12 protein-coding genes are annotated in these 14,869 nt (G+C 63.8%); 7 read left to right on the forward strand and 5 right to left on the reverse strand.

Annotated features, from left to right (window positions below; translation table 11 throughout):
* Window position 1: 1 nt before the first annotated feature.
* The 3 genes from pdxA to C266_RS24685 are packed head-to-tail and all read right to left on the reverse strand — an operon-like array spanning window position 2 to window position 4,793.
* Window positions 2-1,081, reverse strand: a complete 1,080-nt coding sequence (pdxA, locus tag C266_RS24675) for a 4-hydroxythreonine-4-phosphate dehydrogenase PdxA (protein ID WP_010804001.1) — start codon at window positions 1,079-1,081, stop codon at window positions 2-4.
* Between the two features lie 42 nt (window positions 1,082-1,123).
* Window positions 1,124-2,491: a peptidylprolyl isomerase gene (locus tag C266_RS24680; RefSeq protein WP_010804000.1), complete on the reverse strand. Its 1,368-nt coding sequence runs from the start codon at window positions 2,489-2,491 to the stop codon at window positions 1,124-1,126.
* A complete protein-coding gene (locus C266_RS24685; protein WP_168162954.1) occupies window positions 2,484-4,793 on the reverse strand; it encodes an LPS-assembly protein LptD in 2,310 nt (769 codons plus the stop codon). The genes C266_RS24680 and C266_RS24685 overlap by 8 nt, the downstream gene beginning before the upstream one ends.
* A gap of 214 nt (window positions 4,794-5,007) precedes the next feature.
* Between C266_RS24685 and C266_RS24690 the strand changes: the two genes are divergently transcribed.
* The 7 genes from C266_RS24690 to purH all read left to right on the forward strand — a co-directional run bounded on the left by C266_RS24690 (window position 5,008) and on the right by purH (window position 12,540).
* A complete protein-coding gene (locus C266_RS24690; RefSeq protein ID WP_010803998.1) occupies window positions 5,008-6,093 on the forward strand; it encodes an aminoglycoside phosphotransferase family protein in 1,086 nt (361 codons plus the stop codon).
* A gap of 19 nt (window positions 6,094-6,112) precedes the next feature.
* A complete protein-coding gene (murU, locus tag C266_RS24695) occupies window positions 6,113-6,853 on the forward strand; it encodes an N-acetylmuramate alpha-1-phosphate uridylyltransferase MurU (RefSeq protein WP_036664337.1) in 741 nt (246 codons plus the stop codon).
* 51 nt (window positions 6,854-6,904) lie between these two features.
* A complete protein-coding gene (locus C266_RS24700; protein ID WP_144265923.1) occupies window positions 6,905-8,236 on the forward strand; it encodes an aminopeptidase P N-terminal domain-containing protein in 1,332 nt (443 codons plus the stop codon).
* Complete coding sequence (locus C266_RS24705; RefSeq protein WP_010803995.1) at window positions 8,236-9,549, forward strand: UbiH/UbiF/VisC/COQ6 family ubiquinone biosynthesis hydroxylase; 1,314 nt, start codon at window positions 8,236-8,238, stop codon at window positions 9,547-9,549. Before C266_RS24700 ends, C266_RS24705 begins: the two co-directional genes overlap by 1 nt.
* Before the next feature lie 107 nt (window positions 9,550-9,656).
* Complete coding sequence (gene dusB / locus C266_RS24710; protein WP_081636400.1) at window positions 9,657-10,685, forward strand: tRNA dihydrouridine synthase DusB; 1,029 nt, start codon at window positions 9,657-9,659, stop codon at window positions 10,683-10,685.
* Window positions 10,682-10,915: a Fis family transcriptional regulator gene (locus C266_RS24715; protein ID WP_010803993.1), complete on the forward strand. Its 234-nt coding sequence runs from the start codon at window positions 10,682-10,684 to the stop codon at window positions 10,913-10,915. The genes dusB and C266_RS24715 overlap by 4 nt, the downstream gene beginning before the upstream one ends.
* Before the next feature lie 59 nt (window positions 10,916-10,974).
* Window positions 10,975-12,540, forward strand: coding sequence for a bifunctional phosphoribosylaminoimidazolecarboxamide formyltransferase/IMP cyclohydrolase (purH, locus tag C266_RS24720; protein ID WP_010803992.1), 1,566 nt, complete (start codon window positions 10,975-10,977; stop codon window positions 12,538-12,540).
* Window positions 12,541-12,878: 338 nt separating this feature from the next.
* On the opposite strand, the gene C266_RS24725 is transcribed toward purH, so the two are convergent.
* Both C266_RS24725 and C266_RS24730 read right to left on the reverse strand, forming a co-directional pair.
* On the reverse strand, window positions 12,879-13,487 hold the full coding sequence (locus tag C266_RS24725) for a HutD family protein (protein WP_010803991.1): 609 nt from the start codon (window positions 13,485-13,487) through the stop codon (window positions 12,879-12,881).
* Between the two features lie 21 nt (window positions 13,488-13,508).
* Complete coding sequence (locus tag C266_RS24730; RefSeq protein WP_010803990.1) at window positions 13,509-14,777, reverse strand: glutamate-5-semialdehyde dehydrogenase; 1,269 nt, start codon at window positions 14,775-14,777, stop codon at window positions 13,509-13,511.
* Window positions 14,778-14,869 lie beyond the last annotated feature (92 nt).

Below are 14,869 nucleotides of genomic sequence, written 5' to 3' on the forward strand. Positions count from 1 at the left end.
CTTATGAACGCGGTTGTGCGGCGTCCGGACCGCCGGTCGTGCCGGCCGTCGATGGTGCGTGTGTTGCGGCGTTGGCCGCCATGATAGCCGCCGTGCGCAAGGCTTCGAGCAAGCTACCGCTCTCGGCTTGCCCCGTGCCTGCGAGATCGAGCGCGGTACCGTGATCGACCGACGTGCGAATGATGGGCAGGCCAAGCGTGATGTTCACCCCCGCGCCGAAGCTCGCGTACTTGAGCACGGGCAACCCTTGATCGTGGTACATCGCAAGAACCGCGTCGGCCCCTTCCAGATGCCTCGGCTGGAACAGCGTGTCGGCAGGATACGGGCCACGGGCATCGATGCCGGCAGCGCGGGCATCGTCGAGCGCAGGGGTAATGACGTCGATCTCCTCGCGTCCAAGGTAGCCCGACTCACCTGCGTGCGGGTTAAGCCCGGTCACGAGAATGCGCGGACGCGTCAGACCGAAGTGACGCATCAGATCGTGATTGAGGATGACGAGTGTTTGCAACAAATCGTCGCGACGAATGGCGCCGGGAACCTGCGCGAGCGGCAGGTGAGTCGTTGCCAGCGCCACACGCAACCCGCCGCCAGCGAGCATCATGACGACACGGGGCGTGCCGGTGCGCTCGGCGAGATACTCGGTGTGTCCGGTGAAGGCCACGCCGCAGTCGTTGATCGTGCTTTTTTGCAGGGGGGCCGTGACGATGGCATCGTAGGTGCCCGCTAAGGCGCCGTCGATGGCATCGTCGAGCAACGCCAGCACGTAGCGGCCGTTGGCGGCGTCGAGTTGCCCCGGCTGCGCCGCAACCGCAAGCGGATGGTGCACGACGCGGACTCGCGTGCTTGCCAACAGCCCCTGCCACGCGTCGCCCAACCCTACGGCCTGTGCGCGCGCGGCGAGCAACGAGGCATCGCCGAGCACAGCGAACTGGCAACGGGAAAGCGGGGTATCGACGGCGGGGCCAGCAGTCTCTTGCGCGGTGGACAGGCACTTCACGAGCGCCTGCACCGTCAACTCCGGCCCGACGCCTGCCGGTTCACCCGTGGTGATGGCGAGGACGAAGGACCGGTCGGGAGTCATGCCTGAAAAGGGAGGGGGTTGGCGAAATGTCTCATGCAGTGCTTACTGCTGCGCGCTGCTCAGACGATAGTCGACGTAAGCGCTGTCGCGCAGTTGCTGCAACCAGTCGCGGTACTGCTGCTCTGCCTTGCGGCCACGCAGTTCCTGCATCGCGAGATTGCGCTCCTGATCGCCCGAGACTTGCGACTCGCGGTGTCCCAGCACCTGAATCAGGTGATAACCATACTCCGAGCGCACCGGGTCGCTGATCTGACCGTCCTTGAGTTCGGACATGGCTCGCTCGAACGCCGGCACCGTCTCGCCCGGCGAGATCCAGCCGAGATCGCCGCCCTGCGACGCCGAGCCGTCCACCGAGAACTGGCGCGCGAAGTCGGCGAAATCGCCCTTGCCCGATTCGACCTTCGCCTTGATGTCGAGCAGCTTCTGACGTGCCTGTGCTTCCGACACACCGTCGCCCACCCGGATCAGGATGTGACGCGCGTGGATCTGCGGTACGGTCATGCCCTGATCGCCACCCTGCTTGCGGGTCTCGACCAGTTTGATGACGTGGAAGCCGTTGTTGCTGCGGAGCACCTGCGGCACCACGGTGCCCGGCTGCAGCGTCTGAATCTGATTCAGGTACAGATCGGGAATACGTTCGGGAATGCGAAAGCCCATGTCGCCACCGTTGGCGGCGTCGGAGGCATCCGAATACTGCTTTGCCAACGCGGCGAAGTCACCCCCGGCCTTTGCCTTGTCCAGGGCCTCGTTGGCCTTTTTCTGTGCGGCGCTGACCTGATCGGGCGTTGCGCCGTCAGGCAGCTTCACGAGGATTTCGCTCAAACGGTATTCGGGTGCCGACGGGGTTGCCGCCGCGCCACGCTGCGCCGCGAGGAACGTGTTGATCTCCGAGTCGCTGACCTGCACCTGACTGTCGACTTCGCGATCGCGCAGACGCGCCAGAATGATCTGTTCGCGCACTTCCTTGCGAAACGCGTCCCAGGGCACACCGGCCTGCAACAGGCGCGCCTTGTACTGATCGACGCTCAGACGGTTGTCGGCGGCAATGCGTTGCAGTGCCTGCTCGACATCGGCGTCTTTCACCACGATGCCGTCATCCTTGGCACGCTGGAGCTGCACCTGCGTGATGATCATTTGCTCGAGCACCTGACGCTGCAGCATGTCGGCGTCCGGAATCGGACGCTTGGCAAGCGTGAGCTGGTGCTTGGCCTCCTCGATCCGCGTGTCGAGTTCCTTGCGCGTGATCACGCTGTCGTTGACCACGGCCACGATGGAATCGACCGCACGTGAGGTCGACGCAGGCGCACCGGCGGCTTTGGCGCTGACCGGCGCCGGCTGAGCCACTGCCACCCCTGCCGCGAGACACAGGCCCGCCAGCAGCGAGGCACGCTTCACAAACATGTCATTCATAGTTGCTGAATCGAGAAGGAATCTGGTTCGTCGGCGGCGCCTGATAGCCCGGCACCCCGACCTTGAAGGCTTCTGTGGCACTGTTGCCGGACTTGGTCAAGCCCTTCAACTCCAACTGAGCGAAGATGCGCGAGGTCGTCGTAGTGGCATTGGTCGCGTACCGCTGGAGCCCCACCCGGAAGGCCCAGCAGTCGGCATCATACTCGAAACCCGCCAGGGCATCGATGAACGTCTTGTCGGTAATGCTGTAGTTCAAACGCCCGACAACCCCGAGACGCGGTGTGATCGGCCATTGACCGGAAAGTTCGACCTGGTTGATCGGCGTGATCGACAATGCGGTTTGTCCCACGACCGGCGCGGGATTGCGCAGGTAACGATAGTACAGGTTGAATACGCGGCGCTCGCCCGGACGCCATGTAATGCCCGCGTCCCCCCGGTTGAACTGCGACGTATTCGGGCTGTACTGCACGTTCGACGTGAACGTGATGTTGCTATACAGCAGCGCCGAACCACCGACCAGGAAGTCGGACACGCCGGCGTCTTCCGGCTTGCCGCCCGGCATCGTCACCAGAGATTGCTGAATGTTGTAACGCTGCGCGTACCAGACACGGCCACGCTCCACGCCCGACTCCGCATCAATCAGGCGCGACGTCAGCGCCATCGTGACGCGATTGGCATCCTGAATCCGATCGACGCCGATGAACGAGTTCTCGCTGAAAATTTCGGCGAGGTTGAAGTCAGAAACCGCACCGTCGAAGATCGGGATCGAACTCTGATTGCGATACGGCGTATACACGTAGAACAGGCGGGGCTCCAACGTTTGCCGCATCGCCGTACCGAATAGGTTCACCGGGCGCTCGAACGTCAACCCGGTATCGAAGCTGAACGTCGGTACGGTACGCGTAATCGACGATTGCATCATCGATCCGTTCGGGTAATTGACGTTGTACGAAGCCGCATTGAAGATGACCTTCGGTACGACGAAGTAGCCTGGCGTCAGAATCGGGTAGCTCAACGTCGGCTGCGCATAGAGCCGCTCGCCATTCGGCTGGCCCGTCGACGATGCGATCTGGAACCGGTTGTACCGGATCGGCATCGTGAAATCGAAACCGTGGAAATCGAGCTTGTTGTATGTCGCCGACAGCTCCGGCACCGACTCGTACTGCGGCGCACTTGGTGCGAGCGTCTGATATTTCAGCACCCGTGCGAGGAACGACCAGTTGCCGTAGCCCCACGTTAACCCAGCTTCGCGGTTGTAGACGCGTTGTACCCCCGTCTGGAAGTTGGTGCCAGCACCGAAGTCGTCCGGATAGGTGTCGTCCGATACCTTCGAAAAGTTGACATAGCCGTTCACGCCGTAGCCGAGCGACTGACTATGCTGCCACGTGAACGTGTAACGGGCGTCGCCCGTCACGCGATCCTTCGGCAGATACTCAAGGTGGAACAACCCTGCGTAAGTCGGCTCAAGATAGCGGAGGTCACCAATGAGCATCACACCCCGCTTGGTCATGAAGCGGGGCGTGATCGTCAGGTCACGATTCGGCGCGATGTTGAAGTAGTACGGCGTGGACAGCTCGAAGCCCGTACGGGTCGACTGCGTGAACGTCGGCGCCAGGAAGCCTGAGCGGCGTTCGTTCGACGTCGGGAACGACAGGTACGGGCTGGCGAAAATCGGCACGCCTTGAAAGAACAGAATGCCGTTATACGCCGTGCCTTCCTGTTGCTCCTGATCGAACTCGAACTCGGACGCCTTGATGTACCAGGCCGGTGTCTGGCCTTCGTCCGTACATGCGCAAGCCGAATAGGTGCCTCGCTGCAACGTCACGAGGTTGTTCGCCTCGATGTCCGCCCGCTCCGACTTGCCGCCACCACCCGATACCAGCCGGTAAGTCGGCGTCAGCATGTAGCCGTCGCCCGCGCCGGTATACATATGGGCCTCGGGGCCCACGAACAGATTCCCGCCCTGAGAAAGACGCGCATTGCCGCGCGCCACGACTTCATCCGAGTCCTGGTCGTACGTCAGGCGGTCGCCCTTCACGAACTGGCGGTATTTGCGCGCCTCGGCGTCGTCATCGACCGTCGCATCCACGTTGGTCCGGCCAGTCAGGTGCATGCCGCGCACGTACATCGGCACATCTTCACCAGCACCCAACGGGTTATCGACAAGTGCCGGCACCGTGCGCAGCACGAGACCGTCGCTCCTGGCGATATCGGGCGGGGGGGCTTCCTGTGCGCCGGCAAGCGAACACCACACTCCGGGAAGGGAGAGCAGGAGTGCCAGCGGCTTACGCCGCGTACGCATCAGGCGACGCAGCGAAGAATCATCATTCGTATGGACTTGTTTATCCGGCATGTACGCAAACAGCGTGACAATCGTGGCGCCGCTTGCGGGCAGCCAATCCCGGATGTCTGCACGGCTTGGCCGGGACATTCGGGACGGTCGATCGAGGTCGAGAATCAGGGCGTCGGGAAAACATGATCGGGTATTATATGGCAAGACGTTTACCGCCCCCATCATGACCGCACACCCCATTGCCGCCGCGAGTGTTTCCAACGCTTCCCACTCGCTCTCCGACGCCGCCGATCCCCGCCTGAAAGCCCTGAGCGACTGGCTCGCCAGCGTGGCCGAACCGTTTGCGCTCGACATGACACAGTGGGCACCGGCGTCGGCAGACGCCAGCTTCCGGCGTTACTTTCGCATCGGCAGTCACGATCCGGCCCATCCGAGCCTGATCGTGATGGACGCGCCGCCGCCGCAGGAGGATTGCCGCCCGTTCGTTCACGTCGCCCAATTGCTCGACGAAGCGGGCTTGCAAGCGCCGAAGGTGCTGGCCGAGGATCTCGCGCAGGGTTTCCTTCTGCTGACGGATCTCGGACGCGAGACGTATCTCGACGTGATCAACGAGGAGAACGCGCGCACGCTCATGCGCGCCGCCCTCGACGCCTTGATCGTCTGGCAGAAAAGCTCGCGGCCGAATGTGTTGCCTCCCTACGATACGGCGCTGCTCCGGCGTGAACTCGACCTGTTCCCGGATTGGTATGTCGGCAGGCATCTGAAGGTGGAATTGGGCGCGGATCAACGGGCCACGCTCGATCGCATCAATCAGTTGCTCATCGACAATGCCCTCGCGCAACCCAAGGTGTTCGTGCACCGCGACTACATGCCCCGCAATCTGATGCCAGGCCTGCCGGGCACCACGGGGCCGGGCATTCTCGACTTTCAGGATGCCGTCTACGGCCCGCTCACCTACGACGTCATTTCGCTCATGCGCGACGCGTTTCGCAGTTGGGATGAAGAGCGCCAGCTCGACTGGCTGGCCTATTACTGGGAACGCGCCCGCAAGGCCGGCCTGCCGGTCGACCCGGACTTCGGCGAGTTCTACCGGCAGGCAGAATGGATGGGCCTGCAACGCCACCTGAAGGTGCTCGGCATTTTTGCGCGCATCAACTATCGGGACGGCAAGCCGCGCTATCTGGCCGATACCCCGCGTTTCATCGAGTACGCGCGCAAGGTTGCCGATCGTTACGCGCCGTTGCGCCCGCTGGCCAAGCTGCTCGACGAGTTGACCGGCCAGCAGGTCGACGTCGGCTACACGTTCTGAGGCGCGCCGCATGACAGCAATGAAAGCGATGATCTTCGCTGCCGGACGCGGCGAACGCATGCGCCCGCTCACCGACGTCACGCCCAAGCCGCTGCTGAGCGTTGGCGGCAAACCGATCATCGTGTGGCAGATCGAAGCGCTCGCGCGCGCGGGCTTCGCGGACATCGTCATCAATCACGCCTGGCTGGGTGCGCAGATCGAAGCCGCGCTTGGCGACGGCGGCGCGTTCGGCGTGCGGCTCGCTTACTCGGCCGAGGCCGAGGCGCTCGAGACCGCCGGCGGGATTGCGAAGGCGCGTGCGTTGCTCGAAGGGGCCGGCAACATATTTCTGGCAATTTCGGGCGATGTGTTCACGGCGTTCGATTACGCATCGTTGCGTCCGCAGGCTGCGCGTATGGCCGCACAGTCCGCGCCTGGAATGCATCTGGTGATGGTGCCGAACCCGCCGTTTCATCCGGCAGGAGACTTCGCGCTCGACGCGACAGGGCGTCTGTATCTGCCCGAGACCGCGCCGGCCGCATCCAGCCCGCTGACGTTCGGCAATATTGCGCTGTACGACCTGCGCCTGTTCGACGGCATCGCCCCCGGCACGCGCATGGCGCTCACGCCGCTGTATCAGCGCTCGATTGCCGCCGCCCAGGCAAGCGGCGAGCGCTTCGATGGCATCTGGGAAAACGTTGGCACCCCGGCACAGCTCGCCGACCTGGATGCCGACGTGCGCGCCCGGCAAGACCTCGCCCCCGGCAGTAGAATCGCCTGAATACATCCGAACACGCCTGAACTCGAACGAATAGACGAAATGGAGCCCGCGATGTCTGATTCCCCTTACCGTGCCCGCCGCGAGCGAGTCATCGAACAGATGCGCAAGGCCGGTGGCGGCGTCGCCATTCTGCCGACGGCGCCGGAAGTGCCGCGCAACCGCGACAGCGACTACCCCTACCGTCACGACAGCTATTTCTATTACCTGTCGGGCTTCACGGAGCCCGAAGCGGTCGTCGTACTCGACAGCCGCACGGGGCACTCGATCCTGTTCTGCCGCGCGAAGAACGAAGAACGCGAGATCTGGGACGGCTATCGCTACGGCCCGGAAGCCGCACGCGAGACCTTCGGTTTCGACGCTGCCTACCCCATCGACGAGATCGATACGCGTTTGCCGCAACTGCTGGCCGACGCTCCCGCGCTCTTCTATGCGCTCGGCGCTTCGGCCCAGCAGGATCGTCAGGTGCGTCACTGGTTGAGCGCGGTACGTGCGCAAAGCCGCACGGGGGTGTCCGCCCCGTCGGCCGCACGCGATATCCGCGCGATTCTCGATGAGATGCGTCTGGTCAAAGACCGCGTCGAAATCGACATCATGGCGCGCGCCGGCAAGATTTCGGCCGATGCCCATGTGCGTGCGATGAAGGCATCGCGCCCAGGGCTGCGTGAATATCATCTCGAAGCCGAGCTGCTGTACGAATTCCGCCGCAACGGTTCGCAATTCCCGGCTTACGGCTCGATTGTCGCCACCGGCGCCAACGCCACAGTGCTGCACTATCGCGCGGGCGACACGGAGTTGCGCGACGGCGATCTGTGTCTGATCGATGCGGCTTGCGAACTGGACGGCTACGCCTCGGACATCACACGCACGTTCCCGGTGAACGGCAAGTTCACCCCCGCACAGCGCGAGCTGTACGATATCGTGCTCGCCTCGCAACAAGCCGCCATTGACGCCACACGCGCCGGCGTGCGCTTCGATGCGCCCCACGACGCTGCCGTGCGCGTGCTCGCACAGGGCATGCTCGACACTGGCCTTCTCAAGCGCGACATCGCCGGCAGCCTCGACGACGTCATCGCCAACAAGTCGTTCAGCCGCTTCTACATGCACCGCACGGGGCACTGGATCGGCATGGACGTGCACGATTGCGGCGAGTACCGCGAGGACGGTGCGAACGGCGAACGTCCGTGGCGGACGCTGGCCGCGAACATGGTGACGACCATCGAGCCCGGCATCTATGTGCGGCCCGCGCCGGACATCGACGAGCGCTACTGGAATATCGGCATTCGTATCGAAGACGATGCGGTCGTGACCGCAGACGGCTGCACGCTGCTCACGCGCGGCGTGCCGGTCGATGCCGACGAGATCGAAGCCCTGATGCGCGGCTGATGACGCACGCCCAGCCCCCCGCCTCGCCGACACCCGCCTCGCCCACGGCGGACGAACATCCGGTCCGGCGGTTCGACGTGGCGATCGTTGGTGCCGGCCCTGTCGGCACGGCGCTCGCGCTGATGCTTGCGCAACGCGCGCCGCAATTGCGCATCGCGCTGGTGGATGGGCGCAGCGCACAGGCCGGTTACGACGACCCGCGCACACTCGCCCTCTCGCACGGTAGCCGCGAGATTCTCACGCGCGCCGGCGCATGGCCGCACAGCGGGTTGGGGCTCGACAGCACACCGATTCAGCATATCCACGTCTCGCAGGCACAACGCTTCGGCAGCACGGAAATCGACTATCTCGATCACGGCGTTCCCGCGCTGGGTTACGTGGTGCGATACGGCGCGCTGATGCGCGCGCTGGACGCTGCCATGTCACGCGTTCCTGCCCGCTTCGAGCACGCCCCCGCCGCCCCATCGTCGCCCGCTTCGCAAGACGCACCGGGCCTGCATCACTTCCGCCCCTATCGGGCAATCGCCCTGCGTCAGGATTCCCAACAGGTCACGATCACCCTCGGCACCTCGGTCGACGACGAGGCGCACACGTTGCACGCCACGCTTGCCGTGAACGCAGAGGGTGGCCTGTTCGAGAGCCAGACGGCTCGCCCACGCGCGCGCGACTACGGTCAGACGGCGCTCGTCAGCTTCGTCACCTGCGAGCGGCCGCGTATCGGCTGGGCATGGGAACGCTTTACCCCGGACGGCCCGCTGGCACTGCTACCGCAGGAAAACGGCTACGCGCTGGTGTGGTGTTGCTCGCACGCCGAGGCGAAACGCCGTCGGGAGATGGACGACGCGTCGTTCCTCACGGAACTGCACACGGCGTTCGGCGACCGCATGGGCCGGTTCACATCGGTGACCGCCCGCGCCGGTTTCCCATTGGGCCTGAACGCCCTCGGGCACGTCGTCGACGGCCGCATCGCCGCCATCGGCAACGCCGCGCAAACGCTCCACCCGGTCGCCGGACAAGGCCTGAACCTTGGCCTGCGCGACGCCTTCGATCTGGCCGACACGCTGGTGCGCAACGCGCACAGTGCCCCCCACCACCATGGCGTGCCGGGCCCCGCCGCGCTCACCGCCTTCGCCCGCCGGCGTCGCGCCGACCGCGGCCTCACGATCCGCATTACCGATCTGCTGCCTCGCGTCTTCGGCATCGACGCCGCGCCTGTCGCCGTTCTGCGCGGCATGGCGCTGGCCGGTCTCGACCTCGTCCCGCCGGTCAAAACCGCCTTCGCTCGCCAGATGCTGTTCGGCCAGCGCGGCTGAACCGGGCTTTCCCGGCAAACCCTCCCGAACGATTTGCACATTTTTTAGGCGACGGGAACGGGTTTTCGCAGTAAAATACAAACTTTTTCCCGCCTTTTCCCTTCATCGTGCGTATTGGCCCCCACGAACTCCGCAATAACCTGTTTGTCGCTCCCATGGCGGGTGTGACGGACCGGCCGTTCCGCCAGTTGTGCAAACGACTCGGCGCGGGTTATGCCGTCTCGGAGATGGTGGCGTCGAACGCACAGCTCTGGAAGAGCGAGAAGACGATGCGCCGGGCGAATCACGCTGGCGAAGTCGCCCCGATCTCGGTGCAAATTGCCGGCGCCGACCCGGCCATGATGGCCGAGGCCGCCCGCTATAACGTGGAACGCGGCGCACAGATCATCGACATCAACATGGGCTGTCCGGCCAAGAAAGTCTGCAACGTTGCCGCCGGATCGGCCCTCCTGCAAAACGAACCGCTCGTCGCCCGAATCGTGTCCGCCGTCGTTGGCGCCGTGGGCGACGTGGTGCCGGTCACGCTCAAGATTCGCACGGGCTGGGACCGCGAACACAAGAATGCCCTCACGGTCGCCCGTATTGCCGAAGCGTGCGGCATCAGCATGCTGACGGTTCACGGCCGCACCCGCGCCGATCTGTATCACGGCGACGCGGAGTACGAGACCATCGCCGCCGTAAAGGCCGCCGCACGTATTCCGGTGGTGGCCAACGGCGATATCGCTACGGCGCAGAAAGCGAAGCATGTGCTCGAAGTCACCGGCGCGGACGCCATCATGATCGGCCGCGCCGCGCAGGGACGCCCGTGGTTGTTCCGCGATATTGAGTTGTTTCTCACGACGGGCGAGATTGCTTTGCCGCCGCGCGTCGACGAGATCCAGCAGATCATGAACGAACACCTCGAAGACCATTACGAGTTTTATGGGGAGTACACCGGTGTGCGGACCGCGCGCAAGCATATCGCGTGGTATTCGCGTGGCCTGCCTGGGGCTGCCACGTTCCGCCAGCGTATGAATACGCTCGACACCACGCAGGAACAGTTGGCTGCGGTCAACGAGTTTTTCGAACAGCAGAAGGCGCACTCGGACCGCCTCTGCTATGAACAAGAATCGCCGAGGGAGCTATTAGCAGCATGAGCAAAACAAACATAGAACAATGCGTGCGCGACAGTCTGGATTCGTATTTCCGCGATCTGGATGGCGCACGGCCACACGATGTCTACGATATGGTCGTCTCGGTCGTTGAAAAGCCGCTGCTCGAGTTCGTGCTCGGCAAGGCCGACGGCAACCAGTCGCTCGCCGCCGAATATCTGGGAATCAACCGCAACACGCTGCGCAAGAAGTTGCAGCAGCACGGCCTGCTCTAACCGTTGCGCCCAGCCATTCGCCCAACTCGCCCGTTTTTGCCGCTTCACTACCGTCCGTCATGATCAAGCAAGCTCTCATTTCCGTCTCCGACAAGACCGGCATCGTCGACTTCGCCAAGTCGCTCGCTGCTCAGGGCGTGTCGATCCTCTCCACTGGCGGCACCGCCAAACTGCTGGCAGAAGCCGGCTTGAAGGTGACCGAAGTGGCCGACTACACCGGTTTTCCGGAAATGCTCGACGGGCGCGTGAAGACGCTGCATCCGAAGGTGCACGGCGGCATTCTGGCCCGCCGCGATCTGCCCGAGCATATGGCCGCGCTCGAGAAACACGACATTCCGACGATCGATCTGCTTGTCGTGAATCTGTATCCGTTCGTACAGACCATCGCCCGCGATGATTGCTCGCTCGAAGACGCCATCGAGAACATCGACATCGGTGGCCCGACCATGCTGCGCTCGGCGGCGAAGAACCACCGCGATGTCACCGTGATCGTCGATCCGGCCGACTACGCCGTGGTGCTCGATGAAATGAAGGCGAACGGCAACACGGTCGGCTACGCCACGAACTTCCGTCTGGCGACCAAGGTGTTCGCCCACACGGCCCAGTACGACGGCGCGATCACGAACTACCTCACGAGCCTTGACGAGTCGCTGCGTCACAGCGAGCGCTCCGCCTACCCGGCTACGCTGAATCTGGCGTATACGAAGGTGCAGGACATGCGTTATGGCGAGAACCCGCACCAAAGCGCCGCCTTCTACCGCGACATCGTCACACCGGAAGGCTCGCTCGCGAACTATCGCCAGCTTCAGGGCAAGGAACTGTCGTACAACAATATTGCCGACGCCGATGCCGCCTGGGAATGCGTGAAGACGTTCGACGCCCCGGCCTGCGTCATCATCAAGCACGCAAATCCGTGTGGCGTGGCCGTAGCCGCCACGCCCGCGCAAGCGTACGCGAAGGCATTCCAGACCGATCCGACGTCGGCCTTCGGCGGCATCATCGCGTTCAACCGCGAAGTTGACGAAGCGACTGCACAATCGGTGGTCAAGCAATTCGTGGAAGTGCTGCTCGCCCCGTCGTTTACCGACGCCGCCAAGCAAATCTTCGCTGCCAAGCAGAACGTGCGCCTGCTGGAAGTCCCGCTGGGCAACGGCGTGAATCAATACGACTTCAAGCGTGTGGGCGGCGGTCTGCTCGTTCAGTCGCCGGACGCCAAGAACGTGGCCCCGCATGAACTGCGTGTGGTGACGAAGCGTCATCCGACGCCGAAGGAAATGGAAGATCTGCTCTTCGCGTGGCGCGTGGCGAAGTACGTCAAGTCGAACGCTATCGTGTTCTGCGCTGGCGGCATGACGCTGGGCGTGGGTGCCGGCCAGATGAGCCGCGTCGACTCGGCACGTATCGCCAGCATCAAGGCACAGAACGCAGGTTTGTCGCTGATCGGCTCGGCGGTGGCATCGGACGCGTTCTTCCCGTTCCGTGACGGCCTGGACGTGGTGGTCGACGCAGGCGCCACCTGCGTGATTCACCCGGGCGGCTCGATGCGCGACGATGAGGTCATTGCCGCTGCCGACGAACGCAGCGTCGCCATGCTAATGACCGGTACGCGTCACTTCCGTCACTAAGCGCCCCTAAGCTCTGCGACAGAGAATTGCGCCTTCGGGCGTCATACCGCTCGATTGAGACAAAAATGCCGCTTCGATTTGCTTCGAAGCGGCATTTTTTTTGGGAGTTCGCCGCGCTTTGCCACAGCCAGGCAGCGTGGGGATTGCCTCTCCCCCTCAACGCCGCCCTCCAGATGGACCGGGGCCCCTTTCCGCCTCTCAGACATAAACCCAACTCGCTGCAGAAAGGCGCCCCGGTCCATCCCCTCACAGGCCCTCAGTGCCTCCCCCCGACACCTCCCGCGCTTCTCTAACGGCCACACGACGAGACGGTAGTGCGCAAAGCCAGGGCCAGGTGTTTAGCGTCGCGAGAGCGTCGTCAGGAAGACTTCGGCAGGATCGGCGTCGGCACGCAATTCACAAGTGTCACCGCCTTCGATGCGCAACGCATGCCCCTCGGGAACGCTCACGGCTTGAGCATCAGCGAAAGTCACCTGTACTTGTCCGTGCGCGCAATAAAGGAAGGCGATCGCGTTGGCATCCGCTGGCAACTTCCACGTCACTGCCTCCCCATCGAGACAATGCTGCGCCAGCGTGTGCTGCCATTCGGCACGACGCGTCATGACATTGAAGTCGTCGATGGGCACGCCGGCAGTTTCCAGCACCGGGGTGCTGCTCACGTTCAGCTCGCCGTCAAACGCGTAGGGGGGCGTGCGCGTCGTAAGCGTGACATCCGGACGGCCCTCGACGTTGAGCGTGAGTGTGCCGCCCCGGACGATTGCCAGCGAACGGTCAATTCCCGCGAACACGGAGAATGGCCCCGGCGCCGCGATCGTCGCGGTACTGATCCGCCAGTCGAAGCCGTCGTCGCCAGCGCGTCGCGCCACGGCCAACTCCGTCGTCACACCCTGGCCGTTCTTCCACGGCATCTTCAGAAAATCGGCCGGGCCGAGCACTTGCAGTTTCATAGGACGTAGTTGGCGACGCGATTACTGGCGAACTTCGCCGTGACCGAACACGACGTACTTCAGACTCGTCAGGCCCTCGAGACCCACCGGGCCCCGGGCGTGCAGCTTGTCGTTCGAGATACCGATCTCCGCGCCCAGACCGAACTCGAAGCCGTCGGCGAAACGCGTGCTGGCGTTGATCATCACACTTGCCGAATCGACTTCGCGCAGGAATTGCATCGCAGCGGAGTAGTCCTCGGTGACAATGGCGTCGGTGTGATGCGAGCCGTAACGATTGATGTGCTCGATGGCCGGTGCGAGGCCGTCGACGATCTTGATCGCCAGCACCGGTGCGAGGTATTCCGTCGACCAGTCTTCCTCGGTCGCCGCCACCGCCCCGGTCACGCCGGCACTGCCCAGCGCTGCGCGCGTGCGTTCGCAACCACGCAACTCGACCTGCTTGCCCTGGAACATGCGGGCAATGGCGGGCAACTGGCCGATGGCCTGCTGATCGACAAGCAGCGTCTCCATCGTGTTGCAGGTGCCGTAACGGTGCGTCTTGGCGTTCTCGCAAATCGCCAGCGCCTTCGCCGGGTCGGCACGGCCGTCGACATAGACGTGGCAAATGCCATCGAGATGCTTGATCATGGGCACGCGGGCGTCTTGCATCAGACGCGCGATCAGGCTCTTGCCACCGCGCGGCACGATCACGTCGACATATTCCGTCATGGTGATGAGTTCGCCGACCGCCGCGCGATCGGGCGTATTCACCACCTGCACCGCGTCACCCGGCAGTCCGGTGTCCGCTAGCGCCCGGGCAATGAGCGCTGCCAGCGCAGTGTTGCTCTCAATGGCTTCCGAACCGCCGCGCAGAATGGTCGCGTTGCCCGACTTGAGGCAAAGCGCTGCGGCGTCGATGGTCACATTGGGGCGCGATTCGTAAATGATGCCGATGACGCCCAGCGGCACGCGCATCTGACCGACCTGAATGCCGCTCGGTTGCACGCGCACGTTGCTGATCTCGCCGATGGGATCGGACAGGCCGGCAATCTGGCGCAGCCCTTCGATCATCGTGCGCAGCGCCTTGTCGGACAGCGTGAGGCGATCGATGAACGCAGCGTCCTGACCGTTGGCGCGCGCCCGCTCGAGATCGCGGCGGTTCACTTCCTGCAACGTCGCACCATCGCGTTCGATGGCATCCGCAATCGCCAGCAATGCGCGATTCTTGGCGGCAGTGTCGGCACGCGCCATGGCGCGTGACGCCTCGCGGGCATGCTGGCCCAGCGATTGCATGTAGGCTTTGATATCCATATCGTCGGTTCGGCAGTTCTTTGGGCGACTCGGTCGCCTTTGCATTCTGTTGGCAGCCAGTGCAGGCAGCCGGCGTTGGCGGGAATTAGGGC

The sequence above is a fragment of the Pandoraea sp. SD6-2 genome (genome assembly GCF_000389825.1).
Taxonomy (GTDB): Bacteria; Pseudomonadota; Gammaproteobacteria; order Burkholderiales; family Burkholderiaceae; genus Pandoraea; species Pandoraea communis.

Excerpts from the sequence above, each read along its gene's own strand:
- C266_RS24705 (WP_010803995.1), top strand. The coding sequence starts at position 8,236 with ATGACGCACGCCCAGCCCCCCGCCTCGCCGACACCCGCCTCGCCCACG.
- C266_RS24725 (WP_010803991.1), bottom strand. The coding sequence starts at position 13,487 with ATGAAACTGCAAGTGCTCGGCCCGGCCGATTTTCTGAAGATGCCGTGG.
- C266_RS24715 (WP_010803993.1), top strand. The coding sequence starts at position 10,682 with ATGAGCAAAACAAACATAGAACAATGCGTGCGCGACAGTCTGGATTCG.
- purH (WP_010803992.1), top strand. The coding sequence starts at position 10,975 with ATGATCAAGCAAGCTCTCATTTCCGTCTCCGACAAGACCGGCATCGTC.
- C266_RS24700 (WP_144265923.1), top strand. The coding sequence starts at position 6,905 with ATGTCTGATTCCCCTTACCGTGCCCGCCGCGAGCGAGTCATCGAACAG.
- C266_RS24690 (WP_010803998.1), top strand. The coding sequence starts at position 5,008 with ATGACCGCACACCCCATTGCCGCCGCGAGTGTTTCCAACGCTTCCCAC.
- C266_RS24730 (WP_010803990.1), bottom strand. The coding sequence starts at position 14,777 with ATGGATATCAAAGCCTACATGCAATCGCTGGGCCAGCATGCCCGCGAG.
- murU (WP_036664337.1), top strand. The coding sequence starts at position 6,113 with ATGAAAGCGATGATCTTCGCTGCCGGACGCGGCGAACGCATGCGCCCG.
- C266_RS24680 (WP_010804000.1), bottom strand. The coding sequence starts at position 2,491 with ATGAATGACATGTTTGTGAAGCGTGCCTCGCTGCTGGCGGGCCTGTGT.
- C266_RS24685 (WP_168162954.1), bottom strand. The coding sequence starts at position 4,793 with ATGCGTACGCGGCGTAAGCCGCTGGCACTCCTGCTCTCCCTTCCCGGA.
- pdxA (WP_010804001.1), bottom strand. The coding sequence starts at position 1,081 with ATGACTCCCGACCGGTCCTTCGTCCTCGCCATCACCACGGGTGAACCG.